At 51.1% G+C, this 25455-nt stretch carries 41 protein-coding genes and 1 rRNA gene; 36 read left to right on the forward strand and 6 right to left on the reverse strand.

What is annotated here, in order from left to right; translation table 11 throughout:
• Positions 1–32: 32 nt before the first annotated feature.
• From rplC to NXS97_RS15095, 29 genes are all read left to right on the forward strand, one after another.
• Positions 33–662 (forward strand): 50S ribosomal protein L3, encoded by a 630-nt coding sequence (gene rplC, locus NXS97_RS14955; protein ID WP_013027467.1) that lies wholly within the window; start codon positions 33–35, stop codon positions 660–662.
• Positions 663–672: 10 nt separating this feature from the next.
• The gene (gene rplD, locus NXS97_RS14960; protein WP_006120584.1) at positions 673–1278 is read left to right on the forward strand and encodes a 50S ribosomal protein L4; all 606 of its coding nucleotides are present in this window, start codon (positions 673–675) and stop codon (positions 1276–1278) included.
• Positions 1275–1577 (forward strand): 50S ribosomal protein L23, encoded by a 303-nt coding sequence (rplW, locus tag NXS97_RS14965; protein WP_006120585.1) that lies wholly within the window; start codon positions 1275–1277, stop codon positions 1575–1577. The genes rplD and rplW overlap by 4 nt, the downstream gene beginning before the upstream one ends.
• A 17-nt stretch (positions 1578–1594) precedes the next feature.
• Positions 1595–2416, forward strand: a complete 822-nt coding sequence (gene rplB, locus NXS97_RS14970) for a 50S ribosomal protein L2 (protein ID WP_006120586.1) — start codon at positions 1595–1597, stop codon at positions 2414–2416.
• A 16-nt stretch (positions 2417–2432) separates the two neighbouring features.
• Positions 2433–2711 (forward strand): 30S ribosomal protein S19, encoded by a 279-nt coding sequence (gene rpsS, locus NXS97_RS14975; protein ID WP_001138115.1) that lies wholly within the window; start codon positions 2433–2435, stop codon positions 2709–2711.
• A gap of 13 nt (positions 2712–2724) precedes the next feature.
• Complete coding sequence (gene rplV / locus NXS97_RS14980) at positions 2725–3057, forward strand: 50S ribosomal protein L22 (protein ID WP_002919773.1); 333 nt, start codon at positions 2725–2727, stop codon at positions 3055–3057.
• A gap of 17 nt (positions 3058–3074) precedes the next feature.
• Entirely contained in the window at positions 3075–3773 is a 699-nt protein-coding gene (rpsC, locus tag NXS97_RS14985) for a 30S ribosomal protein S3 (protein ID WP_006120587.1), read from the forward strand.
• 11 nt (positions 3774–3784) lie between these two features.
• Entirely contained in the window at positions 3785–4195 is a 411-nt protein-coding gene (gene rplP, locus NXS97_RS14990; RefSeq protein WP_002438716.1) for a 50S ribosomal protein L16, read from the forward strand.
• Positions 4195–4386, forward strand: coding sequence for a 50S ribosomal protein L29 (gene rpmC, locus NXS97_RS14995; protein ID WP_006120588.1), 192 nt, complete (start codon positions 4195–4197; stop codon positions 4384–4386). Before rplP ends, rpmC begins: the two co-directional genes overlap by 1 nt.
• Positions 4386–4640: a 30S ribosomal protein S17 gene (rpsQ, locus tag NXS97_RS15000; protein ID WP_006120589.1), complete on the forward strand. Its 255-nt coding sequence runs from the start codon at positions 4386–4388 to the stop codon at positions 4638–4640. Before rpmC ends, rpsQ begins: the two co-directional genes overlap by 1 nt.
• 168 nt (positions 4641–4808) lie before the next feature.
• Positions 4809–5180, forward strand: coding sequence for a 50S ribosomal protein L14 (gene rplN, locus NXS97_RS15005; protein ID WP_006120590.1), 372 nt, complete (start codon positions 4809–4811; stop codon positions 5178–5180).
• A 10-nt stretch (positions 5181–5190) separates the two neighbouring features.
• Positions 5191–5505, forward strand: coding sequence for a 50S ribosomal protein L24 (gene rplX, locus NXS97_RS15010; protein ID WP_003850150.1), 315 nt, complete (start codon positions 5191–5193; stop codon positions 5503–5505).
• Positions 5506–5519: 14 nt separating this feature from the next.
• Positions 5520–6059, forward strand: coding sequence for a 50S ribosomal protein L5 (rplE, locus tag NXS97_RS15015; RefSeq protein ID WP_006120591.1), 540 nt, complete (start codon positions 5520–5522; stop codon positions 6057–6059).
• 14 nt (positions 6060–6073) lie between these two features.
• The gene (gene rpsN / locus NXS97_RS15020) at positions 6074–6379 is read left to right on the forward strand and encodes a 30S ribosomal protein S14 (protein ID WP_006120592.1); all 306 of its coding nucleotides are present in this window, start codon (positions 6074–6076) and stop codon (positions 6377–6379) included.
• A gap of 32 nt (positions 6380–6411) precedes the next feature.
• Positions 6412–6804: a 30S ribosomal protein S8 gene (rpsH, locus tag NXS97_RS15025; RefSeq protein ID WP_013027465.1), complete on the forward strand. Its 393-nt coding sequence runs from the start codon at positions 6412–6414 to the stop codon at positions 6802–6804.
• Between the two features lie 13 nt (positions 6805–6817).
• A complete protein-coding gene (gene rplF / locus NXS97_RS15030) occupies positions 6818–7351 on the forward strand; it encodes a 50S ribosomal protein L6 (RefSeq protein WP_013027464.1) in 534 nt (177 codons plus the stop codon).
• A gap of 9 nt (positions 7352–7360) precedes the next feature.
• Positions 7361–7714 (forward strand): 50S ribosomal protein L18, encoded by a 354-nt coding sequence (gene rplR / locus NXS97_RS15035; protein ID WP_013027463.1) that lies wholly within the window; start codon positions 7361–7363, stop codon positions 7712–7714.
• A 14-nt stretch (positions 7715–7728) separates the two neighbouring features.
• Entirely contained in the window at positions 7729–8229 is a 501-nt protein-coding gene (gene rpsE, locus NXS97_RS15040) for a 30S ribosomal protein S5 (protein WP_006120595.1), read from the forward strand.
• 5 nt (positions 8230–8234) lie between these two features.
• On the forward strand, positions 8235–8414 hold the full coding sequence (gene rpmD / locus NXS97_RS15045) for a 50S ribosomal protein L30 (protein ID WP_013027462.1): 180 nt from the start codon (positions 8235–8237) through the stop codon (positions 8412–8414).
• 3 nt (positions 8415–8417) lie between these two features.
• Positions 8418–8852: a 50S ribosomal protein L15 gene (gene rplO, locus NXS97_RS15050; RefSeq protein WP_009087579.1), complete on the forward strand. Its 435-nt coding sequence runs from the start codon at positions 8418–8420 to the stop codon at positions 8850–8852.
• A 7-nt stretch (positions 8853–8859) separates the two neighbouring features.
• On the forward strand, positions 8860–10191 hold the full coding sequence (gene secY / locus NXS97_RS15055; protein WP_259232327.1) for a preprotein translocase subunit SecY: 1332 nt from the start codon (positions 8860–8862) through the stop codon (positions 10189–10191).
• Between the two features lie 32 nt (positions 10192–10223).
• Positions 10224–10340, forward strand: coding sequence for a 50S ribosomal protein L36 (rpmJ, locus tag NXS97_RS15060; protein WP_004160566.1), 117 nt, complete (start codon positions 10224–10226; stop codon positions 10338–10340).
• Positions 10341–10484: 144 nt separating this feature from the next.
• Complete coding sequence (gene rpsM, locus NXS97_RS15065) at positions 10485–10841, forward strand: 30S ribosomal protein S13 (RefSeq protein WP_003850176.1); 357 nt, start codon at positions 10485–10487, stop codon at positions 10839–10841.
• Between the two features lie 16 nt (positions 10842–10857).
• Positions 10858–11247 carry a 30S ribosomal protein S11 gene (gene rpsK / locus NXS97_RS15070; RefSeq protein WP_004160563.1) on the forward strand — a complete coding sequence of 130 codons (390 nt, stop codon included), beginning with the start codon at positions 10858–10860 and terminating at the stop codon, positions 11245–11247.
• Between the two features lie 33 nt (positions 11248–11280).
• A complete protein-coding gene (rpsD, locus tag NXS97_RS15075; RefSeq protein ID WP_013027460.1) occupies positions 11281–11901 on the forward strand; it encodes a 30S ribosomal protein S4 in 621 nt (206 codons plus the stop codon).
• Between the two features lie 25 nt (positions 11902–11926).
• Positions 11927–12916, forward strand: coding sequence for a DNA-directed RNA polymerase subunit alpha (locus NXS97_RS15080; RefSeq protein ID WP_007891688.1), 990 nt, complete (start codon positions 11927–11929; stop codon positions 12914–12916).
• 40 nt (positions 12917–12956) lie between these two features.
• On the forward strand, positions 12957–13343 hold the full coding sequence (gene rplQ / locus NXS97_RS15085) for a 50S ribosomal protein L17 (RefSeq protein ID WP_003850180.1): 387 nt from the start codon (positions 12957–12959) through the stop codon (positions 13341–13343).
• A gap of 93 nt (positions 13344–13436) precedes the next feature.
• Entirely contained in the window at positions 13437–13805 is a 369-nt protein-coding gene (locus tag NXS97_RS15090; RefSeq protein WP_105077904.1) for a DnaJ family domain-containing protein, read from the forward strand.
• Between the two features lie 85 nt (positions 13806–13890).
• Positions 13891–14151 carry an alternative ribosome-rescue factor A gene (locus tag NXS97_RS15095; protein ID WP_013027458.1) on the forward strand — a complete coding sequence of 87 codons (261 nt, stop codon included), beginning with the start codon at positions 13891–13893 and terminating at the stop codon, positions 14149–14151.
• Here the strand turns inward: NXS97_RS15095 and mscL are convergent.
• The 5 genes from mscL to def form a co-directional block, all read right to left on the reverse strand.
• Positions 14126–14536 carry a large-conductance mechanosensitive channel protein MscL gene (gene mscL / locus NXS97_RS15100; protein ID WP_013027457.1) on the reverse strand — a complete coding sequence of 137 codons (411 nt, stop codon included), beginning with the start codon at positions 14534–14536 and terminating at the stop codon, positions 14126–14128. The two genes, NXS97_RS15095 and mscL, sit on opposite strands and share 26 nt — an antisense overlap.
• 107 nt (positions 14537–14643) lie before the next feature.
• Positions 14644–16020 (reverse strand): Trk system potassium transporter TrkA, encoded by a 1377-nt coding sequence (trkA, locus tag NXS97_RS15105; RefSeq protein ID WP_013027456.1) that lies wholly within the window; start codon positions 16018–16020, stop codon positions 14644–14646.
• A gap of 17 nt (positions 16021–16037) precedes the next feature.
• Positions 16038–17339: a 16S rRNA (cytosine(967)-C(5))-methyltransferase RsmB gene (gene rsmB / locus NXS97_RS15110; RefSeq protein ID WP_014604875.1), complete on the reverse strand. Its 1302-nt coding sequence runs from the start codon at positions 17337–17339 to the stop codon at positions 16038–16040.
• 47 nt (positions 17340–17386) lie between these two features.
• Positions 17387–18331, reverse strand: coding sequence for a methionyl-tRNA formyltransferase (gene fmt / locus NXS97_RS15115; protein WP_013027454.1), 945 nt, complete (start codon positions 18329–18331; stop codon positions 17387–17389).
• Positions 18332–18351: 20 nt separating this feature from the next.
• Positions 18352–18864 (reverse strand): peptide deformylase, encoded by a 513-nt coding sequence (gene def, locus NXS97_RS15120; RefSeq protein WP_013027453.1) that lies wholly within the window; start codon positions 18862–18864, stop codon positions 18352–18354.
• Between the two features lie 117 nt (positions 18865–18981).
• Between def and dprA the strand changes: the two genes are divergently transcribed.
• The 6 genes from dprA to NXS97_RS15150 are packed head-to-tail and all read left to right on the forward strand — an operon-like array spanning position 18982 to position 22777.
• Positions 18982–20106, forward strand: coding sequence for a DNA-protecting protein DprA (gene dprA, locus NXS97_RS15125; protein WP_041457833.1), 1125 nt, complete (start codon positions 18982–18984; stop codon positions 20104–20106).
• Complete coding sequence (smg, locus tag NXS97_RS15130) at positions 20078–20551, forward strand: DUF494 family protein Smg (RefSeq protein ID WP_013027451.1); 474 nt, start codon at positions 20078–20080, stop codon at positions 20549–20551. The genes dprA and smg overlap by 29 nt, the downstream gene beginning before the upstream one ends.
• A gap of 22 nt (positions 20552–20573) precedes the next feature.
• Positions 20574–21119, forward strand: a complete 546-nt coding sequence (locus NXS97_RS15135; protein WP_013027450.1) for a type I DNA topoisomerase — start codon at positions 20574–20576, stop codon at positions 21117–21119.
• A 9-nt stretch (positions 21120–21128) separates the two neighbouring features.
• On the forward strand, positions 21129–21701 hold the full coding sequence (gene tsaC, locus NXS97_RS15140; protein WP_013027449.1) for an L-threonylcarbamoyladenylate synthase type 1 TsaC: 573 nt from the start codon (positions 21129–21131) through the stop codon (positions 21699–21701).
• Positions 21702–21704: 3 nt separating this feature from the next.
• Positions 21705–22523, forward strand: coding sequence for a shikimate dehydrogenase (aroE, locus tag NXS97_RS15145; protein WP_013027448.1), 819 nt, complete (start codon positions 21705–21707; stop codon positions 22521–22523).
• Positions 22520–22777, forward strand: a complete 258-nt coding sequence (locus NXS97_RS15150; protein ID WP_014604878.1) for a DUF1488 domain-containing protein — start codon at positions 22520–22522, stop codon at positions 22775–22777. The genes aroE and NXS97_RS15150 overlap by 4 nt, the downstream gene beginning before the upstream one ends.
• Here NXS97_RS15150 and NXS97_RS15155 read toward each other — a convergent pair.
• On the reverse strand, positions 22732–23298 hold the full coding sequence (locus NXS97_RS15155) for a gamma carbonic anhydrase family protein (RefSeq protein WP_014604879.1): 567 nt from the start codon (positions 23296–23298) through the stop codon (positions 22732–22734). The two genes, NXS97_RS15150 and NXS97_RS15155, sit on opposite strands and share 46 nt — an antisense overlap.
• A gap of 492 nt (positions 23299–23790) precedes the next feature.
• Between NXS97_RS15155 and NXS97_RS15160 the strand changes: the two genes are divergently transcribed.
• Positions 23791–25332 (forward strand): 16S ribosomal RNA (locus NXS97_RS15160).
• Positions 25333–25455 lie beyond the last annotated feature (123 nt).

Below are 25455 nucleotides of genomic sequence, written 5' to 3' on the forward strand. Positions count from 1 at the left end.
TCAGGTCATCGAGCGATTGAGAGGTTGAAACAATGATTGGTTTAGTCGGTAAAAAAGTGGGTATGACCCGCATCTTCACTGAAGATGGCGTTTCTATCCCAGTAACCGTAATCGAAGTTGAAGCGAACCGCGTTACTCAGGTCAAAGGCCTGGAAAACGATGGTTACCAGGCAATTCAGGTTACCACCGGTGCTAAAAAAGCAAACCGTGTGACCAAACCTGAAGCTGGTCATTTTGCTAAAGCTGGCGTAGAAGCTGGCCGTGGCCTGTGGGAATTCCGCACCGTTGAAGGTGATGAGTATGCCGTAGGTCAGAGCATCAGCGTTGAAATTTTCGCTGACGTTAAAAAAGTAGACGTAACTGGCACCTCTAAAGGTAAAGGTTTCGCAGGTACCGTTAAGCGCTGGAACTTCCGTACCCAGGACGCTACCCACGGTAACTCCTTGTCTCACCGCGTTCCGGGTTCTATCGGTCAGAACCAGACTCCGGGCAAAGTGTTCAAAGGCAAGAAAATGGCAGGTCAGCTGGGTAATGAGCGCGTAACTGTTCAGAGCCTGGACGTAGTACGTGTTGACGCTGAGCGCAACCTGCTGCTGGTTAAAGGTGCAGTTCCCGGTGCTACCGGTAGCGACCTGATCGTTAAACCAGCTGTGAAGGCGTAAGGGGATAGCAATGGAATTAGTATTGAAAGACGCGCAGAGCGCGCTGACTGTTTCCGAAACTACCTTCGGTCGTGATTTCAACGAAGCGCTGGTTCACCAGGTTGTTGTTGCTTACGCATCAGGCGCCCGCCAGGGTACTCGCGCGCAGAAAACTCGCGCTGAAGTAACCGGTTCAGGCAAAAAGCCTTGGCGTCAGAAAGGCACCGGCCGTGCGCGTTCAGGTTCTGTAAAGAGCCCGATCTGGCGTTCAGGTGGCGTGACCTTTGCTGCGAAGCCACAAGACCACAGTCAAAAAGTTAATAAAAAGATGTACCGCGGCGCGCTGAAAAGCATCCTGTCCGAACTGGTACGTCAAGATCGTCTGATCGTCGTCGAGCAGTTCTCTGTTGAAGCACCGAAAACCAAGTTGCTGGCGCAGAAGCTGAAAGACATGGCGCTGGAAGACGTGCTGATCATCACCGGTGAACTGGATGAGAATCTGTTCCTGGCTGCGCGTAACCTGTACAAGGTTGACGTGCGTGATGCAGCGGGTATCGATCCAGTTAGCCTGATCGCCTTCGACAAAGTCGTTATGACTGCTGATGCAGTTAAGCAAGTTGAGGAGATGCTGGCATGATCCGTGAAGAACGTCTGCTGAAAGTACTGCGCGCGCCGCACGTATCTGAAAAGGCATCTAGCGCGATGGAAAAAACCAACACCATCGTACTCAAAGTAGCTAAAGACGCGACTAAAGCAGAGATCGTTGCTGCTGTTGAGAAGCTGTTCGAAGTAGAAGTTAAAGACGTAAACACCCTGGTTGTTAAAGGTAAGGTTAAGCGTCACGGACAGCGTATCGGTCGTCGTAGCGACTGGAAAAAAGCTTACGTCACCCTGAAGGAAGGCCAGAATCTGGACTTCGTCGGCGGCGCTGAGTAAGTCGGAGGAGAAAGACAATGGCAGTTGTTAAATGTAAACCGACATCTCCGGGTCGTCGCCACGTCGTTAAAGTGGTGAACCCAGAGTTGCACAAGGGCAAGCCGTTTGCTCCATTGCTGGAAAAAAACAGCAAATCCGGTGGCCGCAACAACAACGGTCGCATCACTACCCGTCACATCGGTGGTGGTCATAAGCAGGCTTACCGTCTGGTTGATTTCAAACGCAACAAAGATGGTATCCCGGCAACCGTTGAACGTCTTGAGTACGATCCGAACCGCTCTGCGAACATCGCACTGGTTCTGTACAAAGACGGCGAACGCCGTTACATCCTGGCCCCTAAAGGCCTGAAAGCCGGCGACCAGATTCAGTCTGGCGTTGATGCTGCGATCAAAGCAGGTAACACACTGCCGATGCGTAACATCCCGGTGGGTTCTACCGTTCACAACGTAGAAATGAAACCAGGCAAAGGCGGTCAGATTGCTCGCTCAGCCGGTGCTTACGTGCAGATCGTTGCGCGTGAAGGTTCCTACGTTACCCTGCGTCTGCGTTCAGGTGAAATGCGTAAAGTCGAAGCTGACTGCCGCGCAACACTGGGCGAAGTCGGTAACGCTGAGCATATGCTGCGCGTTCTGGGTAAAGCCGGTGCAACCCGTTGGCGTGGTGTTCGTCCGACCGTTCGTGGTACCGCGATGAACCCAGTAGATCACCCGCACGGTGGTGGTGAAGGTCGTAACTTTGGTAAGCACCCGGTAACCCCGTGGGGCGTTCAGACCAAAGGTAAGAAGACCCGTAGCAACAAGCGTACCGATAAGTTTATCGTACGTCGCCGTAGCAAATAATATTAGAGGATAAGCCATGCCACGTTCTCTCAAGAAAGGTCCTTTTATTGACCTGCACTTGCTGAAGAAGGTAGAGAAAGCGGTGGAAAGCGGTGACAAGAAGCCTTTGCGCACTTGGTCCCGTCGTTCAACGATCTTTCCTAACATGATCGGTTTGACCATCGCTGTCCATAATGGTCGTCAGCACGTTCCTGTCTTTGTTTCCGACGAAATGGTTGGTCACAAACTGGGTGAATTCGCGCCGACACGTACTTATCGCGGTCACGCGGCTGATAAAAAAGCCAAGAAGAAATAAGTAGGAGGAAGAGATGGAAACTTTAGCTCAACATCGCCACGCTCGTTCTTCTGCTCAGAAGGTTCGCCTTGTTGCTGACCTGATCCGCGGTAAGAAAGTGTCGCAGGCACTGGACATTTTGACCTACACCAACAAGAAAGCGGCTGTACTGGTCAAGAAAGTTCTGGAATCTGCCATTGCTAACGCTGAACACAACGATGGCGCTGATATCGACGATCTGAAAGTCGCGAAAATTTTCGTCGACGAAGGCCCAAGCATGAAGCGCATTATGCCGCGTGCAAAAGGTCGTGCAGATCGCATCCTGAAGCGCACCAGCCACATTACTGTGGTTGTGTCCGATCGCTGAGACTCTGGAGACTAGCAATGGGTCAGAAAGTACATCCTAATGGTATTCGCCTGGGTATTGTAAAACCATGGAACTCTACCTGGTTTGCGAACACCAAAGAATTCGCTGACAACCTGGACAGCGACTTTAAAGTACGTCAGTACCTGACTAAGGAACTGGCTAAGGCGTCTGTATCTCGTATCGTTATCGAGCGTCCGGCTAAGAGCATCCGTGTGACCATTCACACCGCTCGTCCTGGCATCGTGATCGGTAAGAAAGGTGAAGACGTAGAAAAACTGCGCACGGTCGTGGCGAAAATCGCTGGCGTACCTGCACAGATCAATATCGCCGAAGTCCGTAAACCGGAACTGGACGCTAAACTGGTTGCTGACAGCATCACTTCACAGCTGGAGCGTCGCGTGATGTTCCGTCGTGCTATGAAGCGTGCGGTTCAGAACGCCATGCGTCTGGGCGCGAAGGGTATTAAAGTTGAAGTTAGCGGCCGTCTGGGCGGCGCCGAGATCGCACGTACCGAATGGTATCGTGAAGGTCGCGTGCCGTTGCACACTCTGCGTGCTGACATTGACTACAACACCTCTGAAGCGCACACCACTTATGGTGTAATCGGCGTTAAGGTATGGATCTTCAAAGGCGAGATCCTGGGTGGTATGGCTGCTGTTGAACAACCGGAACCGGCTGCTCAACCTAAAAAGCAGCAGCGTAAAGGCCGTAAGTAAGGAGAGTCGCTATGTTACAACCAAAGCGTACAAAATTCCGTAAAGTGCACAAAGGCCGCAACCGTGGTCTGGCGCAGGGTACGGATGTTAGCTTCGGGACTTTCGGTCTGAAAGCTGTTGGCCGTGGTCGTCTGACTGCCCGTCAGATCGAAGCAGCACGTCGTGCTATGACCCGTGCAGTTAAGCGTCAAGGTAAGATCTGGATCCGTGTATTCCCGGACAAACCGATCACCGAGAAGCCGCTGGAAGTGCGTATGGGTAAAGGTAAGGGTAACGTCGAGTATTGGGTTGCCCTGATCCAGCCTGGTAAAGTCCTGTATGAAATGGACGGCGTACCAGAAGAGCTGGCCCGTGAAGCATTCAAGCTGGCAGCAGCAAAACTGCCTATCAAAACCACCTTTGTAACTAAGACGGTGATGTAATGAAAGCAACAGAGCTGCGTGAAAAAAGCGTTGAAGAGCTGAACACTGAGCTGCTTAATCTGCTGCGTGAGCAATTTAACCTGCGCATGCAGGCAGCATCTGGCCAACTGCAGCAGTCTCATCTGCTGAAGCAGGTTCGCCGTGATGTTGCGCGCGTTAAGACTTTACTGACTGAGAAGGCGGGTTCGTAATGACCGATAAAATCCGTACTCTGCAGGGTCGTGTCGTTAGTGACAAAATGCAGAAATCTGCGGTTGTTGCTATCGAGCGTTTCGTGAAGCATCCAATCTATGGAAAATTCATTAAGCGTACGACTAAGCTGCACATCCATGACGAGAACAACGAATGTGGAATCGGTGACGTGGTAGAAATCCGCGAATGCCGTCCACTGTCCAAGACTAAGTCCTGGACTCTGGTTCGCGTTGTAGAGAAAGCAATTCTGTAATAGAATCTGCCCTCTTTAAAAATCGAATGAACGGCTCGCAAGAGCCGTTCATTTTTTCTACCCATCTGCGAGAACCGGTGTTATAATGCCGCGCCCTCAATTATGGGGCTTTCAATCGACCTGAGGTCTAGGTCCCGAAGTAGTAGTTGACATTAGCGGAGCACTGAAATGATCCAAGAACAGACTATGCTGAACGTCGCCGACAACTCCGGTGCACGTCGCGTAATGTGTATCAAGGTTCTGGGTGGCTCGCACCGTCGCTACGCAGGCGTCGGCGACATCATTAAAGTTACCATCAAGGAAGCAATTCCACGTGGTAAAGTTAAAAAAGGTGATGTCCTGAAGGCGGTAGTGGTGCGCACCAGGAAGGGTGTTCGTCGCCCGGACGGTTCTGTCATTCGCTTCGATGGTAATGCATGCGTTATTTTAAACAATAACAGTGAGCAGCCTATCGGTACGCGTATTTTTGGGCCGGTAACTCGTGAACTTCGTACTGAAAAGTTCATGAAAATTATCTCTCTGGCACCAGAAGTACTCTAAGGAGCGAACAATGGCAGCTAAAATCCGTCGTAACGACGAAGTTATCGTGTTAACCGGTAAAGATAAAGGTAAGCGCGGTAAAGTTAAGAACGTCCTGTCTTCTGGCAAGGTCATCGTTGAAGGTATCAACCTGGTTAAGAAACATCAGAAGCCTGTTCCGGCTCTGAACCAACCAGGCGGCATCGTTGAAAAAGAAGCTGCTATTCAGGTTTCTAACGTTGCTCTCTTCAATGCGGCAACCGGTAAGGCTGACCGTGTAGGCTTTAGATTCGAAGACGGCAAAAAAGTCCGTTTCTTCAAGTCTAATAGCGAAACTATCAAGTAATTTGGAGTAGTACGATGGCGAAACTGCATGATTACTACAAAGACGAGGTAGTCCAGAAACTCATGAGTGAGTTCGGCTACAATTCTGTCATGCAAGTCCCTCGGGTCGAGAAGATCACCCTGAACATGGGTGTTGGTGAAGCGATCGCTGACAAGAAACTGCTGGATAACGCAGCAGCTGACCTGGCAGCAATCTCCGGTCAAAAACCGTTGATCACCAAAGCACGCAAATCAGTTGCAGGCTTCAAAATCCGTCAGGGCTATCCGATCGGCTGTAAAGTAACTCTGCGTGGCGAACGCATGTGGGAGTTCTTTGAGCGTCTGATCACCATTGCTGTACCGCGTATCCGTGACTTCCGTGGCTTGTCCGCTAAGTCATTCGATGGTCGTGGCAACTACAGCATGGGTGTACGTGAGCAGATCATCTTCCCAGAAATCGACTACGACAAAGTCGATCGCGTTCGTGGTTTGGATATTACCATTACCACTACTGCGAAATCTGATGATGAAGGCCGTGCTCTGCTGGCTGCCTTTGACTTCCCGTTCCGTAAGTAAGGTAGGGTTACTTAATGGCTAAGCAATCTATGAAAGCACGCGAAGTTAAGCGTGTGAAATTAGCAGACAAATTCTTCGCAAAACGCGCTGAACTGAAAGCGATCATTTCTGATGTGAACGCTTCCGACGAAGACCGTTGGGATGCCGTTCTCAAGCTGCAGAGTCTGCCGCGTGATTCCAGCCCTTCACGTCAGCGTAACCGCTGCCGTCAAACAGGTCGTCCGCACGGTTTCCTGCGGAAGTTTGGGTTGAGCCGTATCAAGGTCCGTGAAGCCGCAATGCGCGGTGAAATCCCGGGTCTGAAAAAGGCTAGCTGGTAATTGTCACCAATTGAATCACGGGAGTAACACAGATGAGCATGCAAGATCCGATCGCGGATATGCTGACCCGTATCCGTAACGGTCAGGCCGCGAACAAAGTTGCGGTCACCATGCCCTCCTCCAAGCTGAAATTGGCAATTGCCAACGTGCTGAAGGAAGAAGGCTTTATTGAAGATTTTAAAATCGAAGGCGACATCAAGCTGGAACTGGAACTGACTCTTAAGTATTTCCAGGGTAAAGCTGTTGTAGAAAGCATTCAGCGAGTAAGCCGTCCCGGCCTGCGCATCTATAAGAAAAAAGATGAGCTGCCAAAGGTAATGGCTGGTATGGGTATCGCTGTCATTTCTACATCGAAAGGTGTCATGACTGATCGTGCAGCGCGCCAGGCTGGTCTTGGTGGCGAAATTATCTGCTACGTAGCGTAATCGGAGGAATAAAATGTCTCGTGTTGCTAAAGCACCTGTCGTTATTCCTGCCGGCGTAGAGGTAAAACTCAACGGTCAGGTAATTTCGATTAAAGGTAAAAACGGCGAGCTGACTCGTACTATCAATGATGCTGTTGAAGTTAAGCATGCTGACAACGCTCTGACTTTCGCTCCGCGCGAAGGTTTCGTTGACGGCTGGGCGCAGGCGGGTACTTCTCGCGCGCTGCTGAACGCAATGGTTATCGGTGTTACCGAAGGCTTCACTAAGAAGCTGCAGCTGGTTGGTGTTGGTTATCGTGCTGCCGTAAAAGGCAACGTAGTTAACCTGTCTCTGGGCTTTTCTCATCCAGTTGATCACCAGCTGCCCGCGGGTATCACTGCAGAGTGTCCGACTCAGACTGAAATCGTGCTGAAAGGCGCTGATAAGCAGGTGATCGGCCAGGTTGCAGCTGACTTGCGCGCCTACCGTCGTCCTGAGCCTTATAAAGGCAAGGGTGTCCGTTACGCCGACGAAGTCGTGCGTACCAAAGAGGCTAAGAAGAAGTAAGGTAACACTATGGATAAGAAATCTGCTCGTATCCGTCGTGCGACCCGTGCACGTCGCAAGCTCAAAGAGCTGGGTGCTACTCGCCTGGTGGTACATCGTACCCCGCGTCACATTTACGCACAGGTAATCGCCCCGAACGGTTCCGAAGTTCTGGTTGCTGCTTCTACTGTAGAAAAAGCTATCACTGAACAACTGAAGTTTACCGGTAATAAAGAAGCCGCAGCTGCTGTAGGTAAAGCTATTGCAGAACGCGCAATCGAAAAAGGCATCACTGGTGTTTCTTTCGACCGTTCCGGTTTCCAATATCATGGTCGCGTCCAGGCACTGGCAGATGCTGCCCGTGAAGCTGGCCTTCAGTTCTAAGGTAGAGGTCTAAGATGGCACACATCGAGAAACAAGCTGGCGAACTGCAGGAAAAACTGATCGCGGTAAACCGTGTATCTAAAACTGTAAAAGGTGGTCGTATTTTCTCCTTCACCGCACTGACTGTAGTGGGTGATGGTAACGGCCGCGTTGGTTTTGGTTACGGTAAAGCGCGTGAAGTTCCAGCAGCGATCCAGAAAGCGATGGAGAAAGCCCGTCGCAATATGGTTAATGTCGCGCTGATCAACGGCACCCTGCAGCACCCTGTTAAAGGTGCGCACACTGGGTCCCGTGTGTTCATGCAGCCGGCTTCAGAAGGTACCGGTATCATCGCCGGTGGTGCAATGCGCGCCGTTCTGGAAGTCGCTGGAGTACATAACGTTCTGGCAAAAGCCTATGGTTCCACCAACCCGATTAACGTGGTTCGTGCAACTATTGACGGTCTGGGCAATATGAAGTCTCCGGAAATGGTCGCTGCTAAGCGTGGTAAATCCGTTGAAGAAATTCTGGGGTAATCACGATGGCTAACACTATTAAAATCACCCAAACCCGTAGTTCAATCGGCCGCTTGCCTAAGCATAAAGCCACTCTGGTTGGCCTGGGTCTGCGTCGTATTGGTCATACCGTAGAGCGTGAAGATACGCCAGCTGTACGCGGTATGGTCAACGCGGTTTCCTACATGGTTAAAGTGGAGGAGTAAGAGATGCGTTTAAATACTCTGTCTCCGGCCGAAGGGTCTAAGCACGCTACCAAGCGTCTGGGTCGTGGTATCGGTTCTGGCCTCGGAAAAACCGGTGGTCGTGGTCACAAAGGTCAGAACTCTCGTTCTGGCGGTGGCGTACGTCGCGGTTTCGAAGGTGGTCAGATGCCTCTGTACCGTCGTCTGCCGAAGTTCGGTTTCACCTCTCGCAAAGCAATGATCACCACAGAGATTCGTCTGTCTGATCTGGCGAAAGTTGAAGGCGGTATCGTCGACCTGAACGCGCTGAAAGCAGCCAACATTGTCGGTGTTCAGATTGAATTCGTTAAAGTAATTCTTTCTGGTGAAGTTTCTGCACCGGTAACGGTTCGCGGCCTGCGTGTCACCAAAGGTGCTCGTGCTGCAATCGAAGCTGCTGGCGGTAAAATCGAGGAATAAGTAGCAGATGGCTAAACAACCGGGATTAGATTTTCAAAGTGCCAAAGGTGGCTTTGGTGAACTGAAACGCAGACTGCTGTTTGTAATCGGTGCACTGATTGTCTTCCGTATTGGCTCTTTTATTCCGATCCCTGGTATTGATGCCACTGTACTTGCCAAACTGCTTGAGCAACAGCGTGGCACCATCATTGAAATGTTTAACATGTTCTCTGGTGGTGCTCTCAGCCGTGCTTCTATCTTTGCTCTGGGTATCATGCCGTATATTTCGGCATCGATTATTATCCAGCTGTTAACGGTGGTTCATCCCGCGTTAGCTGAAATCAAGAAAGAAGGGGAGGCTGGCCGTCGTAAGATTAGCCAGTACACCCGTTACGGTACGTTGGTATTGGCCATATTCCAGTCAATCGGTATTGCTACCGGTTTACCGAATATGCCTGGTATGCAAGGCCTGGTAATGAATCCAGGCTTTGCATTCTGTTTTACCGCTGTTGTGAGTCTGGTTACCGGGACAATGTTCCTGATGTGGCTGGGCGAACAGATAACTGAGCGTGGTATCGGTAACGGTATTTCAATCATTATCTTCGCAGGTATTGTTGCGGGTCTTCCGCCGGCCATTGGCCATACCATCGAGCAAGCGCGGCAAGGTGACCTGCACTTCCTTCTGTTGCTGTTGGTTGCAGTTCTCGTATTTGCAGTGACCTTTTTTGTTATTTTCGTTGAGCGTGGTCAACGCCGCATTGTGGTGAACTATGCCAAACGTCAACAAGGTCGCCGTGTATACGCTGCACAGAGCACACATTTACCGTTGAAAGTGAATATGGCAGGGGTTATCCCGGCAATCTTCGCTTCCAGCATTATTCTGTTCCCGGCAACGATTGCATCGTGGTTCGGGGGCGGTACCGGTTGGAACTGGCTGACAACAATTTCGATGTATTTGCAGCCAGGACAGCCGCTTTATGTGCTACTCTATGCGACTGCTATCATCTTCTTCTGTTTCTTCTACACGGCGTTGGTTTTCAACCCGCGTGAAACAGCAGATAACCTGAAGAAGTCTGGTGCATTCGTACCGGGAATTCGTCCGGGAGAGCAAACGGCGAAGTATATTGATAAAGTAATGACGCGGTTAACCTTAATCGGTGCCCTCTACATTACCTTTATCTGCCTTATCCCGGAGTTCATGCGTGATGCGATGAAAGTTCCTTTCTACTTTGGCGGTACATCACTGCTCATCGTAGTGGTCGTCATCATGGACTTTATGGCTCAAGTGCAAACTCTGATGATGTCAAGTCAGTACGAGTCTGCATTGAAGAAAGCTAACCTGAAGGGCTACGGCCGTTAATTCAGGTGGTTGAGAAGTTACGGAGAGTAAAAATGAAAGTTCGTGCTTCCGTCAAGAAATTATGTCGTAACTGCAAAATCATTCGCCGCGACGGTGTCGTTCGTGTGATCTGCAGCGCCGAGCCAAAGCATAAACAGCGCCAAGGCTGATTTTCACATATTTTTCTTGCAAAGTCGGGTTGAGCTGGCTAGATTAGCCAGCCAATCTTTTGTATGTCTGTACGTTTCCATTTGAGTATCCTGAAAACGGGCTTTTCGGCATGGTACGTACATATTAAATAGTAGGAGTGCATAGTGGCCCGTATAGCAGGCATTAACATTCCTGATCAGAAACATACCGTTATCGCTTTAACCTCGATTTTCGGTATTGGTAAGACTCGTTCGAAAGCCATCTGCGCTTCAACGGGCATTGCTGAAAATGTTAAGATCAGTGAGCTGTCTGAAGAACAAATTGATCAGCTGCGTGATGCAGTTGCTAAATTCGTTGTAGAAGGTGATCTGCGCCGTGAAATCACCCTGAGCATCAAGCGTCTTATGGACCTTGGTTGCTACCGTGGTTTGCGCCATCGTCGTGGTCTTCCGGTTCGCGGTCAGCGCACCAAGACCAACGCACGTACCCGTAAGGGTCCGCGTAAACCGATCAAGAAATAATCGGGGTGAGTAAATAATGGCAAAGGCACCAGTTCGTGCACGTAAGCGTGTAAGAAAACAAGTCTCAGATGGCGTGGCTCATGTCCATGCTTCTTTTAACAACACAATCGTTACCATTACTGATCGTCAGGGTAACGCACTGGGTTGGGCAACCGCCGGTGGTTCCGGTTTCCGCGGTTCACGTAAATCCACTCCGTTTGCTGCTCAGGTCGCTGCAGAGCGCTGTGCAGAAGCGGTAAAAGATTACGGTATTAAGAACCTGGAAGTTATGGTTAAGGGTCCGGGTCCGGGTCGCGAATCAACAATTCGTGCACTGAACGCCGCTGGTTTCCGCATCACGAATATTACTGATGTGACTCCGATCCCTCATAACGGTTGTCGTCCGCCGAAAAAACGTCGCGTATAACGCCCCGTTTTTTAGGATAGTTGGAGAAAGAAAATGGCAAGATATTTGGGTCCTAAGCTCAAGCTGAGCCGTCGTGAGGGCACTGACTTATTCCTTAAGTCTGGCGTTCGCGCGATTGATTCCAAGTGTAAAATTGAACAAGCTCCTGGTCAGCACGGTGCGCGTAAGCCACGTCTGTCTGACTACGGCGGCCAGTTACGTGAAAAGCAAAAAGTTCGTCGTATGTACGGTGTTCTTGAGCGTCAGTTCCGTAACTATTACAAAGAAGCAGCACGTCTGAAAGGCAACACCGGTGAAAACCTGTTGGCTCTGCTGGAAGGCCGTCTGGACAACGTCGTTTATCGTATGGGCTTTGGTGCCACGCGTGCGGAAGCACGTCAGCTGGTGAGCCATAAGTCTGTTCTGGTAAATGGTCGCGTTGTTAACATCGCTTCTTATCAGGTATCTCCGAATGATGTCGTTAGCATCCGTGAGAAAGCCAAAAAGCAATCTCGCGTGAAGGCCGCTCTGGAGCTGGCTGAGCAGCGTGAAAAGCCAACCTGGCTGGAAGTTGATGCAGCTAAGATGGAAGGTGTGTTCAAACGTATTCCTGAACGTACCGATCTGTCTGCGGACATTAACGAACACCTGATCGTCGAGCTTTACTCCAAGTAAAGCTTAGTACCAAAGAGAGGACACAATGCAGGGTTCTGTGACAGAGTTTCTAAAACCGCGCCTGGTAGATATCGAGCAAGTGAGTTCGACGCACGCCAAGGTGACCCTTGAGCCTTTAGAGCGTGGCTTTGGCCATACTCTTGGTAACGCGCTGCGCCGTATTCTGCTTTCATCAATGCCGGGTTGCGCGGTGACCGAGGTTGAAATTGATGGTGTACTGCATGAGTACAGCACCAAAGAGGGTGTACAGGAAGATATCCTGGAAATCCTGCTCAACCTTAAAGGTTTGGCGGTAAGAGTTCAGGGCAAAGATGAAGTTATTCTTACCTTGAATAAATCTGGCATTGGCCCTGTGACTGCAGCCGACATTACCCATGATGGTGATGTCGAAATCGTCAAGCCGCAGCATGTGATCTGCCATCTGACCGATGAAAATGCATCTATTAGCATGCGTATCAAAGTTCAGCGTGGTCGTGGTTATGTGCCGGCTTCTGCCCGAATTCATTCGGAAGAAGATGAGCGCCCAATCGGCCGTCTGTTAGTTGACGCTTGCTACAGCCCTGTAGACCGTATCGCCTACAATGTTGAAGCAGCGCGTGTAGAGCAGCGCACCGACCTGGACAAGCTGGTCATCGAAATGGAAACCAACGGCACAATCGATCCTGAAGAGGCGATTCGTCGTGCGGCAACCATCCTGGCAGAACAACTGGAAGCTTTCGTCGACTTACGTGATGTACGTCAGCCGGAAGTTAAAGAAGAGAAACCAGAATTCGATCCGATCCTGCTGCGCCCTGTTGACGATCTGGAATTGACTGTCCGCTCTGCTAACTGCCTTAAGGCAGAAGCTATCCACTACATCGGTGATCTGGTACAGCGTACTGAGGTTGAGCTGCTTAAAACGCCTAACCTTGGTAAAAAATCTCTTACCGAGATTAAAGATGTGCTGGCCTCACGTGGCCTGTCTCTGGGCATGCGCCTGGAAAACTGGCCACCGGCAAGCATTGCTGATGAATAACCCGATCACAGGTTAAGGTTTCACTGAGAAGGATAAGGTCATGCGCCATCGTAAGAGTGGTCGTCAACTGAACCGCAACAGCAGCCATCGTCAGGCTATGTTCCGCAACATGGCTGGCTCTCTGGTTCGTCATGAGATCATTAAGACGACTCTGCCGAAAGCCAAAGAGTTGCGCCGCGTAGTTGAGCCGCTGATTACTCTTGCCAAGACCGACAGCGTAGCTAATCGTCGTCTGGCATTCGCCCGCACTCGTGATAACGAGATCGTGGCAAAACTGTTTAATGAGTTAGGCCCGCGTTTCGCGAGCCGTGCAGGTGGTTACACTCGCATTCTGAAGTGTGGCTTCCGCGCTGGTGACAACGCTCCGATGGCATACATCGAGCTGGTTGATCGTCCAGAAGCTCAAGCAGAAGCTGCGGCAGAGTAATCTGTTGCAACGTGAAAAACCCGCTTCGGCGGGTTTTTTATTGTCTGCAGTTCCGCGTCTGCTACGCTTGTCATGTTATGAATGAGGCGAACAATGTGGTTAATTGATCAGCTTGTTGAACAGCATATCAAAGCGGCGCAGGAGAAAGGCGAGCTGAGTAACCTGCCGGGTGAAGGTGCGCCGCTGCAACTTGAAGACGACAGTCAGGTTCCACCTGAGCTGCGTGCAGGATTTCGGCTGTTAAAAAATGCAGGCTTCCTGCCCCCGGAACTCGAACTCCGGCGCGAAGCGCTGCAGGTCAGCGATCTGTTACACCATTTAGATCCTGACGATCCTGAGCGACTGATTCAGACACAACGGCTACTGCTGCTGAAGGTTAAACTTCGTCAGGCCGGTATGAGCACAGATTTTTTGGATGGCGAATATGGCCGCGCAATTAAGCACAAGATTTCGCCAGGTTAGTATGTTTTATGTCGCCAGCATCCGCGTATAATAGTGGCTGCTGCATCTTTAACAGCCTTATTTCTATCAACAAGACGGAGAAATTATGTCCAGTTATCGCCATACGAAAGGGCAAATACAGGATAACGCCTTACAGGCATTGTTACACGATCCTCTCTTCAGACAGCGGGTCGAACAGAAACAAAAAGGGAAGGGCAGTTTCAAACGTAAAGCAAAACATGGAAAAGGAAAAGACTGGGAGGCCAGTGATAAGCAAGCCGTTTATCACTGGCCTTCTGCTTTTTGGGCACAAAAAAGCCGCGTTGAAGCGGCTTCGTCGTTTAAATTTTCGTGTTTTGTTGTTTAAGTAAGTCGCGAATTTCGGTCAGAAGCAGTTCTTCGTTTGAAGGTTTGGGGGCCGGTTTTTCCACTTCTTTCTTTTTATACAGTTTGTTCATCAACTTGATTGCCATGAAGATAGCAAAAGCAACAATGATGAAATCAAATACGGTTTGCAGGAAAACACCATATTCCATGACGACAGCGGGCGCATTACCTACGGCGGGTTTAAGCACCCAACTAAACGATTTGAAATCAACGCCGCCAATCAGCAAACCCAAAGGTGGCATAATGATGTTCGCCACCAATGATGAAACAATTTTACCAAATGCCGCACCAATGATGACACCGACGGCCAGATCAACCACATTGCCGCGCATCGCAAAATCACGAAACTCTTTGAATAAACTCATACTTCTCTCCTTGCCTTAGCCAATGCCATAAAGTTTAACAAAGCTTGCCATATTTGCCATTGCTGCGAACAATTTGCTGAATGATGTCAGACACAGCCCTGAATTTTTTAGAGGAAGAACGGACTTGGCTGAAACAGGCGTTCGACGTCCGGTACAAATTTCTTATCGGTTAAAAACATGACGACGTGGTCGCCCTGTTCAATACGCAGGTTGTCATTCGCTATCATCACATCATCGCCGCGAACCACCGCACCAATCAATGTGCCTGGTGGAAGCTTGATATCATCAATTGACCGTCCCACCACGCGTGAGGTGGTTTCATCACCGTGCGCAATGGCTTCAATGGCTTCGGCAATACCGCGGCGTAAAGACGAAACGCCTACAATGTCCGCTTTGCGCACGTGCCCTAACAGGGCTGAAATCGTGGCCTGCTGTGGCGAAATGGCAATATCAATTACGCTGCCCTGGACCAGATCGACGTAAGCCCGTCGTTGTATCAGCACCATGACTTTCTTGGCACCCATTTTTTTAGCCAGCATGGCCGACATAATATTCGCTTCGTCATCGTTGGTGACGGCAATGAATAAGTCGACCTGCTCGATGTGCTCTTCCGCCAGCAGCTCCTGATCGGACGCATCACCATAGAACACCACTGTATCATGTAACTGTTCTGCCAGCTCGGCAGCACGCTGAGGATTACGCTCAATGAGTTTGACGCTGTAATTTTTCTCAAGCCGCTGCGCCAGGCCAAAACCAATATTTCCGCCGCCCACCAACATGATGCGTTTATAGGGTTTTTCCAGCCGCTGCATTTCACTCATGACTGCACGAATATGCTGGCTTGCGGCAATGAAAAAGACCTCATCCCCTGCTTCAATAATGGTGGATCCCTGTGGACGGATAGGGCGATCCTGACGGAAGATTGCCGCCACGCGCGTATCGATATGTGGCATATGGTCCCGCAGGATCGACAGCGGATTGCCTACGAGCGGACCGCCATAATAGGCTTTGACAACGGCAAGACTGACCTTACCTTCGGCAAAGTTAACGACTTGCAGTGCACCAGGATACTGAATCAGACGATATATGTTGTCGATGACCAGTTGCTCAGGCGAAATCAAATGATCGATGGGCACGGCTTCAGGAATAAACAGTTTATCGGCGTCGCGCAGATAGTCCGCCGCACGGATACGGGCGATGCGATTTGGCGTGTTGAAAAGCGAATAAGCGATTTGGCAGGCAATCATATTGGTTTCATCCGAGCTGGTCACGGCAACCAGCATATCGGCATCCTCTGCACCGGCCTCACGGAGAATACGTGGGTGAGAACCATGGCCCTGCACGACACGTAAATCAAATTTGTCCTGCAGTTGGCGTAACCGCGTTGAGTCTGTATCCACAACGGTAATATCGTTATTTTCACCAACCAGATTTTCTGCCAGTGTGCCGCCGACCTGACCAGCACCAAGAATTATGATTTTCATCGCTTATCAATGCCTTTTCAGAGTGGACCCGTGCGTTTCACCAGCTTAGCGTAGAAAAAACCATCTCCGCCTTCTGCCTCGGGAAAGACCTGCCAACCGTTCAGGGGCGCGCCGGATAATGAGACCGCTTCCGCATCAGCGTGACGCTCGATGAACTCGCTGATTTGCCGCTGGTTCTCGTCCGGTAAGACAGAGCAGGTTGCATAGATCATCGTACCGCCGGGTTTGAGCAGCGGCCAGGTCGCATCCAGAATTTCACGTTGTAATGCGGCCAGCTCGGCAATGTCGCGATCGCGACGTAACCACTTAATGTCGGGATGCCGGCGGATAACGCCGGTCGCTGAGCAGGGCGCATCCAGCAAAATGCGGTCAAACTGACGTTGGTCGCACCACTGCTGCGGCGTGCGCCCATCGCCCTGTTTTACCTCGGCGGTCATCCCCAGACGAGTCAGATTTTCATTCACGCGTTTCAGTCGTTGGGCATCAACATCGACAGCAAGCACCTGTGCCTCGGGAGCAATCTCCAGAATGTGGGTCGTTTTCCCTCCCGGCGCCGCGCAGAGATCCAGAATCTGCTCACCGTTTTTTGGCTCAAGCAGAAGCGCACAGCGTTGAGCGGAGAGATCCTGTACCGTAAACCAGCCTTGCTCAAAGCCAGGCAGCAGAGTAACCGGTGCAGGCGCCGCAAGACGCAGCGCTTCTGGCACATCTTGGGCGACAGCAGCACTCTTCTCCTCTGCGGTGAGGCGCGCCAGCCAGCTGTCACGTGAATGATGTTGGCGATTAACACGCAACCACATCGGTGGTCGCTGGTTGTTTGCCTCAACAATTTGCTGCCACTGCTCTGGCCATGCCTGCTGAAGCCGGTTCAGTAACCAGCCCGGATGAAGATGACGCTGAGGACCATCCTGAATACTGGCAAGAAGGGCTTCCTGCTGACGCTGGAACTGGCGCAAGACGCCATTGATTAATCCTTTCAGGTTTGCGCGTTTCAGCACCTCCGCCCCGGCCACTGTCTCCGCTAATGCTGCATGAGCGGGCACGCGTGTATAAAGTAGCTGATATAAGCCCACCATAATCAGGAAATGCAGCGTACGCTGCTTACCCGTTAAGGGACGTTCCATCAGTTTGCCGATCAGCGCTTCCAGCTGCGGTAACGTGCGCAGTACACCAAAGCAGATCTCTTGTACCAGGGCAGCATCTTTATCTGAGAGTTTTTTCTGTGCCGCGGGCAAGGCGGTATTGAGTGATTCGCCTTTATCGACAACGCGTTCGATCAGTTGAGCAGACAGGCTACGAAGATTGGTTGATTTAGTCATAAGATAGTGCCATCAAGCAAAAGGCCCGGTTTTGCCGGGCCTGAGGGTCAGTCCAGAAGCGTGCCGGTTTCAAACCATTCACGGCGCGAGTTAAGCAGGTCCTGTGCTGACATCGTTTTTTTACCGGCGGGTTGAAGCTGAAGTAAATTCAGCACGCCGTCGGCAGTGGCAATGTGAATGCCGTGTTTGTCAGCCTGGATAATCTCTCCCGGCTGCTTGTTGACATGAGGTAAGACGCTGGCTTGCCAGACTTTCACCGGCTGGTCATTCACCATAAAGAAGCTTATCGGCCAGGGATTAAAAGCACGAATGCAGCGTTCCAGCTGTTCAGCCGATAACGTCCAGTTAAGGCGCGCCTCTTCTTTGCTCAGTTTTTCTGCGTAGTTAGCCAGACTTTCATCCTGCTGAACGGCCTGCGCGTTACCGTCACGTAACTGGGATAATGTGGTCATCAACCCTGCCGGACCCAGATCTGCCAGCTTATCGTAAAGCGTTGCGCTGGTGTCTTCAGCGCTAATCGGACAGGCGAGTTTTAACAACATGTCACCCGTATCCAGCCCGACATCCATCTGCATAATGGTCACGCCGGTTTCGCTGTCACCCGCCCAGAGTGCGCGCTGAATAGGCGCGGCGCCACGCCAGCGTGGTAACAGGGAACCGTGCACGTTGATACAACCCAAACGGGGCATCTCAAGCACGGTTTTTGGCAGGATGAGCCCATAAGCGACGACAACCATGACGTCAGCCTGTAAGTCTGCAACCAACTGTTGGTTTTCGGCCGGGCGCAGGGATTGGGGTTGAAATACCGGAATGTTGTGAGCCTGGGCCAATGACTTGACCGGGCTGGCGGTCAACTTATTGCCGCGACCTGCAGGACGATCCGGCTGGGTGAAGACGCCGACAATCTGATGCTCAGAAGCAAGCAGCGCGTCAAGATGACGCGCTGCAAAGTCTGGCGTGCCAGCAAAGATAATTTTAAGCGGAGCAGACACGTTTATCCCTTATTCCGATCTCAGGAAGCCTGAGCATTTTGACGCGCCAGCTTTTCTAACTTTGTTTTAATGCGCTGACGCTTTAAAGGCGAAAGATAATCGATGAACAGCTTACCATCGAGATGGTCGATTTCGTGCTGGATGCAGATAGCAAGAAGATCACCGGTTTCAAGTTCGAAGCTTTTACCCTCGCGGTCCAGTGCACGGACTTTTACCCGCTCGGCACGAGGCACAAAGGCACGTTGCTCAGGAATAGACAGGCAACCTTCTTCGATACCCGTTTCACCGCTCTTTTCCAGCAGCTCAGGATTGATTAAGACCAGGCGTTCGTCGCGGTTTTCAGAGACATCAATCACAATGATGCGCTGATGAATATCCACCTGCGTCGCGGCAAGGCCGATACCTTCTTCGGAATACATGGTTTCGAACATATCATCGACGATACGCTGAACGTCCGCGTTAACTTCTTTAACAGGCGCGGCAATTTTGCGCAGGCGCTCGTCAGGGAAATGTAATACCTGTAAAACTGACATAAATATCCAGATATAAATTCTAAAAGGGAAAGATTACTTCCTCATATTGTAGACTTTTTACTACCCGATTGACAGCATTCTGCGGAGGGACGCGATGCTTGTCAGAGGGCTTTGAAGATGAGAAAACGGGAGCAATTACTGCGGCTGGGCACTATACCGGGCTTAACCGGCAGGCGTTGGTTAAAGGCGGCACAGCAACTGTCTGAAGGCAAAGATGTTGACGATGTGTTGACCCAGAATGGATTAGAGGTTTCACAGCGCCACCATTACCATCATCTCTCCCCGGGTTGGCTGAAAACGGTAAACACGTGGCTGTCGCAAAGCCCGTTACATCATTTGATTACCGCCCTTGATCCGCTTTATCCCGCTCAGCTCACTGAAATCAGCTGTTTTCCTCCTTTGCTGTATGTAAAGGGCGATCCTTCCGTTCTGGGTACATCGCAACTGGCGGTGGTGGGCAGCCGCCAGTGCTCTCACTCCGGTCGTTACTGGTGTGACGGGTTCACACAGGCGTTGTCGCTCAGTGGCTTCACCATCACCAGCGGCCTGGCTCTCGGTATTGATGGTGTTGCACATCGTGCTGCGCTGAACGTGAGGGGGAAAACCGTTGCGGTACTGGGCAGTGGACTGGCCCACCTCTATCCCAGGAGGCATGTTGCGCTGGCTCAGGAAATTGTCGAGCAGGGGGGCGCGGTGATATCCGAGTTTCCGCTTGATGCACTTCCTCTGGCACACCGGTTTCCACGCAGAAACCGGATTATCAGCGGATTAAGCCAGGGCGTGTTAGTCATTGAAGCGTCATTAAAGAGTGGTTCATTAGTCACAGCCCGTTACGCATTAGAGCAAAATCGCGCTGTTTATGCCTTGCCTGGAGCATTGGGCAACAGCGGCAGTGAGGGAACAAACTGGTTGATTCAGCAGGGAGCAATGCTGGTGGCACATCCTAATAACATCATTGAAGATTTACGCGCTATGCTTAACTGGTTACCTGTTACACAATCAGACGAAATTTATTCTGATGCCAGTGACGATGCTCCATTGCCATTTGCCGAGCTGTTGGCTAACGTAGGTGATGAGGTTACACCTGTTGACGTTGTCGCTGAACGTGCCGGCCAACCTGTGCCAGTTATTACAGCTCAGTTGCTGGAACTGGAGTTAGCAGGATGGATCGCAGCTGTACCCGGCGGCTATGTCCGATTGAGGAGGGCATGCCATGTTCGACGTACTCATGTACTTGTTTGAGACCTATATCCACAACGAAGCAGAAATGGGTGTTGATCAGGACAGATTGACAGATGACTTGACGGATGCCGGTTTTCATCGCGAAGACATTTATAACGCGTTGAACTGGTTAGAAAAATTGGCAGACTACCAGGAAGGTCTGGTCGCACCAATTTTACTGGCAAATGATCCGCTCTCCATGCGCATCTATACAGATGAAGAGAGCAAGCGTTTAGATGCCGAAAGCCGCGGTTTCCTGCTCTTCCTGGAACAAATTCAGGTATTGAGCCTTGAAACACGAGAAATGGTCATTGAACGTGTCATGGCGCTTGATACTCTTGATTTCGATCTTGAGGATCTTAAATGGGTGGTGTTGATGGTGCTTTTTAACATCCCTGGATGTGAAAATGCCTACCAACAAATGGAAGAACTGTTATTCGACGTCAACGAAGGTATGCTGCATTAAATTTCACTGATGCATTATCGTTATGAGTAAAACCGCACTCTTCACTGTGCGTAAACAGGATCCCTGCCCCGCTTGCGGGGCAGAACTTGTTATACGTTCAGGAAAACACGGTCCTTTTTTGGGCTGTGCAAACTACCCTGCCTGCGATTACATTCGGCCCCTGGGCAACCAGGCCGACGGGCACGTTGTGAAAGTTTTGGAAGGTCACGCCTGCCCGCAATGTGGCGCAGATAAAGTATTACGCCAGGGCCGTTTTGGTATGTTCATTGGCTGTAGCCATTATCCAGAATGTGATTACACAGAAACGATCGATAAACCTGATGAGACGACTCTCGATTGCCCGCAGTGTCAGCAGGGTAAACTGGTACAGCGGCGATCGCGCTTTGGTAAAACGTTTCATTCCTGTGATCGCTATCCAGCCTGCCAGTTTGCCGTCAACCTTACACCCGTGGCCGGGCGTTGTCCGCATTGTGAATTTCCACTTTTAGTTGAAAAAAAGACCGCGCAAGGCACCCGGCTTTTTTGCGCCAGTAAACGTTGTGGCAAAGCTATCATTGAAGAGACGTAAGACATCATCATGCAAAATCAACCAGTTTCCGGCTCACTCCAGGATTGTGTGAACCATCTGAAGCAACATGCAGTCATTGCTTACCCTACAGAAGCGGTATTCGGCCTGGGCTGCGATCCTGATAATGAATCGGCCGTCATGGCGCTGTTGGCGTTGAAACGGCGGCCAGTGGAAAAAGGATTGATTCTGATAGCGGCCGATTATGGCCAGCTCATGCCCTACGTTTCCGATCACGTGTTAACGGCGATGCAGCGTGAACGTATGTTTGCCTGCTGGCCCGGCCCGGTCACCTTTGTCGTGCCTGCGGCACCGCATACGCCGCGTTGGTTAACCGGACAATTCGATTCTCTGGCTATTCGCGTCAGCGATCATCCTGACGTTCAGGCGTTGTGCCGGGCGTTTGACAAGCCTCTGGTGTCAACCAGTGCGAATCTTTCAGGGCAGCCGCCCTGTCGCACAGTAGATGAAGTCAAACGGCAGTTTGGTCCGGCGTTCCCCGTGCTCAACGGGAACACGGGAGGCAGGTTAAATCCCTCCGAGATCCGCGACGTCATCAGCGGCAACCAGATACGGCAGGGTTAGCAGATGACACATTTTGCCGTTTTTGGTCACCCAATAAGCCACAGTAAGTCGCCGCAAATCCATCAGGCTTTTGCCAGACAAACGGGGATCACCCTTCAATATGATCGTATTGAAGCGCCTGTGGATAGTTTCCCCGAGGCGGTTACGACGTTTTTTGCCCAAGGCGGAGCGGGCGCAAATATCACGTTACCTTTCAAGCAGCAGGCCTGGGAATATGCCGATCAACTGACCGAGCGGGCTTCTACCTCGGGGGCGGTTAACACGTTGAAAAAGTGCCCGGACGGACAGATTCTTGGCGACAATACGGACGGCATTGGTTTAGTCAGCGATCTTCAGCGTCTGTCGATGATCAAACCAGGCGATCGTGTCTTACTGATGGGGGCTGGTGGGGCAGCGCGTGGCGTTATCCTGCCTCTGCTTTCTCTGGGAACGACGATTACGCTAGTCAACCGCACGGCTGCGAGTGCCCAAAGCATGGCAAAGGCGTTCGGACAGTATGGGGCGGTGAGTGCATGTTCATTTAATGCGCTGAGTGGTAAACAATTTGATTTACTGATTAACGCGACATCGAGTGGCATTAATGGCGATGTGCCGCCATTACCCTCATCATTAATCCATGCTGATTTACACTGCTATGACATGTTTTATCAGAACGGATTAACCGCTTTTCTGCGCTGGTGCCAACAACAGGGTTCATCGCATCTTGCGGATGGATTAGGCATGCTGGTGGGGCAAGCCGCGCATGCATTTCATTTATGGCATGGCATCATGCCGGAAATTGCGCCGGTGATCGCGTCATTGAAAGCGGAGCTGTCGTCGTGAATCAGGCTATCCAGTTTCCAGATCGTGAAACGCTGGATACGACATTAATGGCTGTCTGTTTCCCTGTTTTGGTCAATGGCATGGGGCTAACCTGTGCCATCAGTGTGACGGCTTTACACCAACAATTCGGGGAAGGGGATGCGATGGCACTGTTTCGTGACCATCGCTGGGATTTGGAAGATCAGGCGGAAGACTGTATCCGTAACGATCAGGTCGATAATGAAGGATGGATCTGGCTGTCGCCGGCCAGGTAGTCGTTCTTCCAACTGACATAGTTGCTGGCAGAGTAGAGCAATCCTGCTATTTCTTTTTCATTCAGCGGTCGGATCTGTTTGACCGGACTGCCTACATAAAGATAACCACTTTCCAGCCGCTTACCGGGAGGAACCAGGCTCCCGGCACCAATCAGAACGTCATCCTCAACAATCACGCCATCCAGCACAATTGACCCCATTCCAACCAGTACGCGATTGCCAATAGTACAACCGTGCAGCATGGCTTTATGTCCGACAGTAACATCCTCACCGATCACCAGTGGGAAACCTGCAGGATTAGCATCAGACTTATGGGTAACATGCAGCACGCTACCATCCTGAATATTGGTGCGGGCGCCGATGCGAACCTGGTTCACATCACCACGAATAGCCACCAGAGGCCAGATACCGACATCGTCTTCCATGATTACGTCACCCGCCACAACGCTGGTGGGATCAACCATGACGCGCAGACCCAACTGCGGGAAGAGATGTTTATAAGGACGTAACGCTACAGTCATTGTGCTCTCCTTTACTGTGTTTACCGGCAGCCTGATGCGATTGTGACCAACTGGCAAGGGGATTTTGCGCCGGATCGTTGGTGATCTAATCAATATGAATGTTTTCTCGGCAGTCAGTAAAAAGATCCAAAAAAAGGGTTGTGCAATTAAATCGGATCCCTATAATGCGCCTCCATCGACACGGCACAACGGCTTACGGAATGCGGTGTTGAGAGGGTCAGGCAACTGAGCCGCCGGAGAAAAACTTCTGAAAAAGAGGTTGACTCTGAAGGAGGAAAGCGTAATATACGCCACCTCGCGACAGACGGTTAACCCGCTGTTCGCACTGCTCTTTAACAATTTATCAGACAATCTGTGTGGGCACTCGCAGGATTGATATCAGCGTCTCCGGACGTAAAAAATATCAAAGCCTCACGAGTGAACACATAATGAAATTCATTATGACGTTTTACAGATGAGCACCGCTGGACTTGTTTCAGCAAATCAAACTTTAAATTGAAGAGTTTGATCATGGCTCAGATTGAACGCTGGCGGCAGGCCTAACACATGCAAGTCGGACGGTAGCACAGAGGAGCTTGCTCCTCGGGTGACGAGTGGCGGACGGGTGAGTAATGTCTGGGGATCTGCCCGATAGAGGGGGATAACCACTGGAAACGGTGGCTAATACCGCATAACGTCGCAAGACCAAAGAGGGGGACCTTCGGGCCTCTCACTATCGGATGAACCCAGATGGGATTAGCTAGTAGGCGGGGTAACGGCCCACCTAGGCGACGATCCCTAGCTGGTCTGAGAGGATGACCAGCCACACTGGAACTGAGACACGGTCCAGACTCCTACGGGAGGCAGCAGTGGGGAATATTGCACAATGGGCGCAAGCCTGATGCAGCCATGCCGCGTGTATGAAGAAGGCCTTCGGGTTGTAAAGTACTTTCAGCGGGGAGGAAGGCGATGTGGTTAATAACCGCATTGATTGACGTTACCCGCAGAAGAAGCACCGGCTAACTCCGTGCCAGCAGCCGCGGTAATACGGAGGGTGCAAGCGTTAATCGGAATTACTGGGCGTAAAGCGCACGCAGGCGGTCTGTTAAGTCAGATGTGAAATCCCCGGGCTTAACCTGGGAACTGCATTTGAAACTGGCAGGCTTGAGTCTCGTAGAGGGGGGTAGAATTCCAGGTGTAGCGGTGAAATGCGTAGAGATCTGGAGGAATACCGGTGGCGAAGGCGGCCCCCTGGACGAAGACTGACGCTCAGGTGCGAAAGCGTGGGGAGCAAACAGGATTAGATACCCTGGTAGTCCACGCCGTAAACGATGTCGACTTGGAGGTTGTTCCCTTGAGGAGTGGCTTCCGGAGCTAACGCGTTAAGTCGACCGCCTGGGGAGTACGGCCGCAAGGTTAAAACTCAAATGAATTGACGGGGGCCCGCACAAGCGGTGGAGCATGTGGTTTAATTCGATGCAACGCGAAGAACCTTACCTACTCTTGACATCCAGAGAACTTAGCAGAGATGCTTTGGTGCCTTCGGGAACTCTGAGACAGGTGCTGCATGGCTGTCGTCAGCTCGTGTTGTGAAATGTTGGGTTAAGTCCCGCAACGAGCGCAACCCTTATCCTTTGTTGCCAGCGATTCGGTCGGGAACTCAAAGGAGACTGCCGGTGATAAACCGGAGGAAGGTGGGGATGACGTCAAGTCATCATGGCCCTTACGAGTAGGGCTACACACGTGCTACAATGGCGCATACAAAGAGAAGCGACCTCGCGAGAGCAAGCGGACCTCATAAAGTGCGTCGTAGTCCGGATCGGAGTCTGCAACTCGACTCCGTGAAGTCGGAATCGCTAGTAATCGTGGATCAGAATGCCACGGTGAATACGTTCCCGGGCCTTGTACACACCGCCCGTCACACCATGGGAGTGGGTTGCAAAAGAAGTAGGTAGCTTAACCTTCGGGAGGGCGCTTACCACTTTGTGATTCATGACTGGGGTGAAGTCGTAACAAGGTAACCGTAGGGGAACCTGCGGTTGGATCACCTCCTTACCTGAAGATACCTTCCCGCGAAGTGCTCACACAGATTGTCTGATAGAAAAGTAATGAGCAAAGCGTCTACGCGTTGGGGTGCGGTAACAATATTAATTGTCGCCTGATTATACAATCTCACCT

The organism is Pantoea sp. B623 (assembly GCF_024814475.1).
GTDB classification, from domain to species: domain Bacteria; phylum Pseudomonadota; class Gammaproteobacteria; order Enterobacterales; family Enterobacteriaceae; genus Pantoea; species Pantoea ananatis.

Coding starts and splice junctions, on each gene's coding strand:
- NXS97_RS15155 (WP_014604879.1), bottom strand. CDS start 23,298: ATGACTGTAGCGTTACGTCCTTATAAACATCTCTTCCCGCAGTTGGGT.
- aroE (WP_013027448.1), top strand. CDS start 21,705: ATGACACATTTTGCCGTTTTTGGTCACCCAATAAGCCACAGTAAGTCG.
- rpsH (WP_013027465.1), top strand. CDS start 6,412: ATGAGCATGCAAGATCCGATCGCGGATATGCTGACCCGTATCCGTAAC.
- rpsC (WP_006120587.1), top strand. CDS start 3,075: ATGGGTCAGAAAGTACATCCTAATGGTATTCGCCTGGGTATTGTAAAA.
- rplC (WP_013027467.1), top strand. CDS start 33: ATGATTGGTTTAGTCGGTAAAAAAGTGGGTATGACCCGCATCTTCACT.
- rpsK (WP_004160563.1), top strand. CDS start 10,858: ATGGCAAAGGCACCAGTTCGTGCACGTAAGCGTGTAAGAAAACAAGTC.
- dprA (WP_041457833.1), top strand. CDS start 18,982: ATGAGAAAACGGGAGCAATTACTGCGGCTGGGCACTATACCGGGCTTA.
- NXS97_RS15080 (WP_007891688.1), top strand. CDS start 11,927: ATGCAGGGTTCTGTGACAGAGTTTCTAAAACCGCGCCTGGTAGATATC.
- rpsN (WP_006120592.1), top strand. CDS start 6,074: ATGGCTAAGCAATCTATGAAAGCACGCGAAGTTAAGCGTGTGAAATTA.
- rpsQ (WP_006120589.1), top strand. CDS start 4,386: ATGACCGATAAAATCCGTACTCTGCAGGGTCGTGTCGTTAGTGACAAA.
- rplW (WP_006120585.1), top strand. CDS start 1,275: ATGATCCGTGAAGAACGTCTGCTGAAAGTACTGCGCGCGCCGCACGTA.
- tsaC (WP_013027449.1), top strand. CDS start 21,129: ATGCAAAATCAACCAGTTTCCGGCTCACTCCAGGATTGTGTGAACCAT.
- rpmD (WP_013027462.1), top strand. CDS start 8,235: ATGGCTAACACTATTAAAATCACCCAAACCCGTAGTTCAATCGGCCGC.
- rpsE (WP_006120595.1), top strand. CDS start 7,729: ATGGCACACATCGAGAAACAAGCTGGCGAACTGCAGGAAAAACTGATC.
- rplO (WP_009087579.1), top strand. CDS start 8,418: ATGCGTTTAAATACTCTGTCTCCGGCCGAAGGGTCTAAGCACGCTACC.
- rplE (WP_006120591.1), top strand. CDS start 5,520: ATGGCGAAACTGCATGATTACTACAAAGACGAGGTAGTCCAGAAACTC.
- rplN (WP_006120590.1), top strand. CDS start 4,809: ATGATCCAAGAACAGACTATGCTGAACGTCGCCGACAACTCCGGTGCA.
- rplF (WP_013027464.1), top strand. CDS start 6,818: ATGTCTCGTGTTGCTAAAGCACCTGTCGTTATTCCTGCCGGCGTAGAG.
- secY (WP_259232327.1), top strand. CDS start 8,860: ATGGCTAAACAACCGGGATTAGATTTTCAAAGTGCCAAAGGTGGCTTT.
- rpsD (WP_013027460.1), top strand. CDS start 11,281: ATGGCAAGATATTTGGGTCCTAAGCTCAAGCTGAGCCGTCGTGAGGGC.
- trkA (WP_013027456.1), bottom strand. CDS start 16,020: ATGAAAATCATAATTCTTGGTGCTGGTCAGGTCGGCGGCACACTGGCA.
- NXS97_RS15095 (WP_013027458.1), top strand. CDS start 13,891: ATGTCCAGTTATCGCCATACGAAAGGGCAAATACAGGATAACGCCTTA.
- rplD (WP_006120584.1), top strand. CDS start 673: ATGGAATTAGTATTGAAAGACGCGCAGAGCGCGCTGACTGTTTCCGAA.
- rsmB (WP_014604875.1), bottom strand. CDS start 17,339: ATGACTAAATCAACCAATCTTCGTAGCCTGTCTGCTCAACTGATCGAA.
- smg (WP_013027451.1), top strand. CDS start 20,078: ATGTTCGACGTACTCATGTACTTGTTTGAGACCTATATCCACAACGAA.
- NXS97_RS15090 (WP_105077904.1), top strand. CDS start 13,437: ATGTGGTTAATTGATCAGCTTGTTGAACAGCATATCAAAGCGGCGCAG.
- rplX (WP_003850150.1), top strand. CDS start 5,191: ATGGCAGCTAAAATCCGTCGTAACGACGAAGTTATCGTGTTAACCGGT.
- rplV (WP_002919773.1), top strand. CDS start 2,725: ATGGAAACTTTAGCTCAACATCGCCACGCTCGTTCTTCTGCTCAGAAG.
- rplR (WP_013027463.1), top strand. CDS start 7,361: ATGGATAAGAAATCTGCTCGTATCCGTCGTGCGACCCGTGCACGTCGC.
- NXS97_RS15135 (WP_013027450.1), top strand. CDS start 20,574: ATGAGTAAAACCGCACTCTTCACTGTGCGTAAACAGGATCCCTGCCCC.
- rplP (WP_002438716.1), top strand. CDS start 3,785: ATGTTACAACCAAAGCGTACAAAATTCCGTAAAGTGCACAAAGGCCGC.
- rplB (WP_006120586.1), top strand. CDS start 1,595: ATGGCAGTTGTTAAATGTAAACCGACATCTCCGGGTCGTCGCCACGTC.
- rpsS (WP_001138115.1), top strand. CDS start 2,433: ATGCCACGTTCTCTCAAGAAAGGTCCTTTTATTGACCTGCACTTGCTG.
- rplQ (WP_003850180.1), top strand. CDS start 12,957: ATGCGCCATCGTAAGAGTGGTCGTCAACTGAACCGCAACAGCAGCCAT.
- def (WP_013027453.1), bottom strand. CDS start 18,864: ATGTCAGTTTTACAGGTATTACATTTCCCTGACGAGCGCCTGCGCAAA.
- rpmC (WP_006120588.1), top strand. CDS start 4,195: ATGAAAGCAACAGAGCTGCGTGAAAAAAGCGTTGAAGAGCTGAACACT.
- mscL (WP_013027457.1), bottom strand. CDS start 14,536: ATGAGTTTATTCAAAGAGTTTCGTGATTTTGCGATGCGCGGCAATGTG.
- rpmJ (WP_004160566.1), top strand. CDS start 10,224: ATGAAAGTTCGTGCTTCCGTCAAGAAATTATGTCGTAACTGCAAAATC.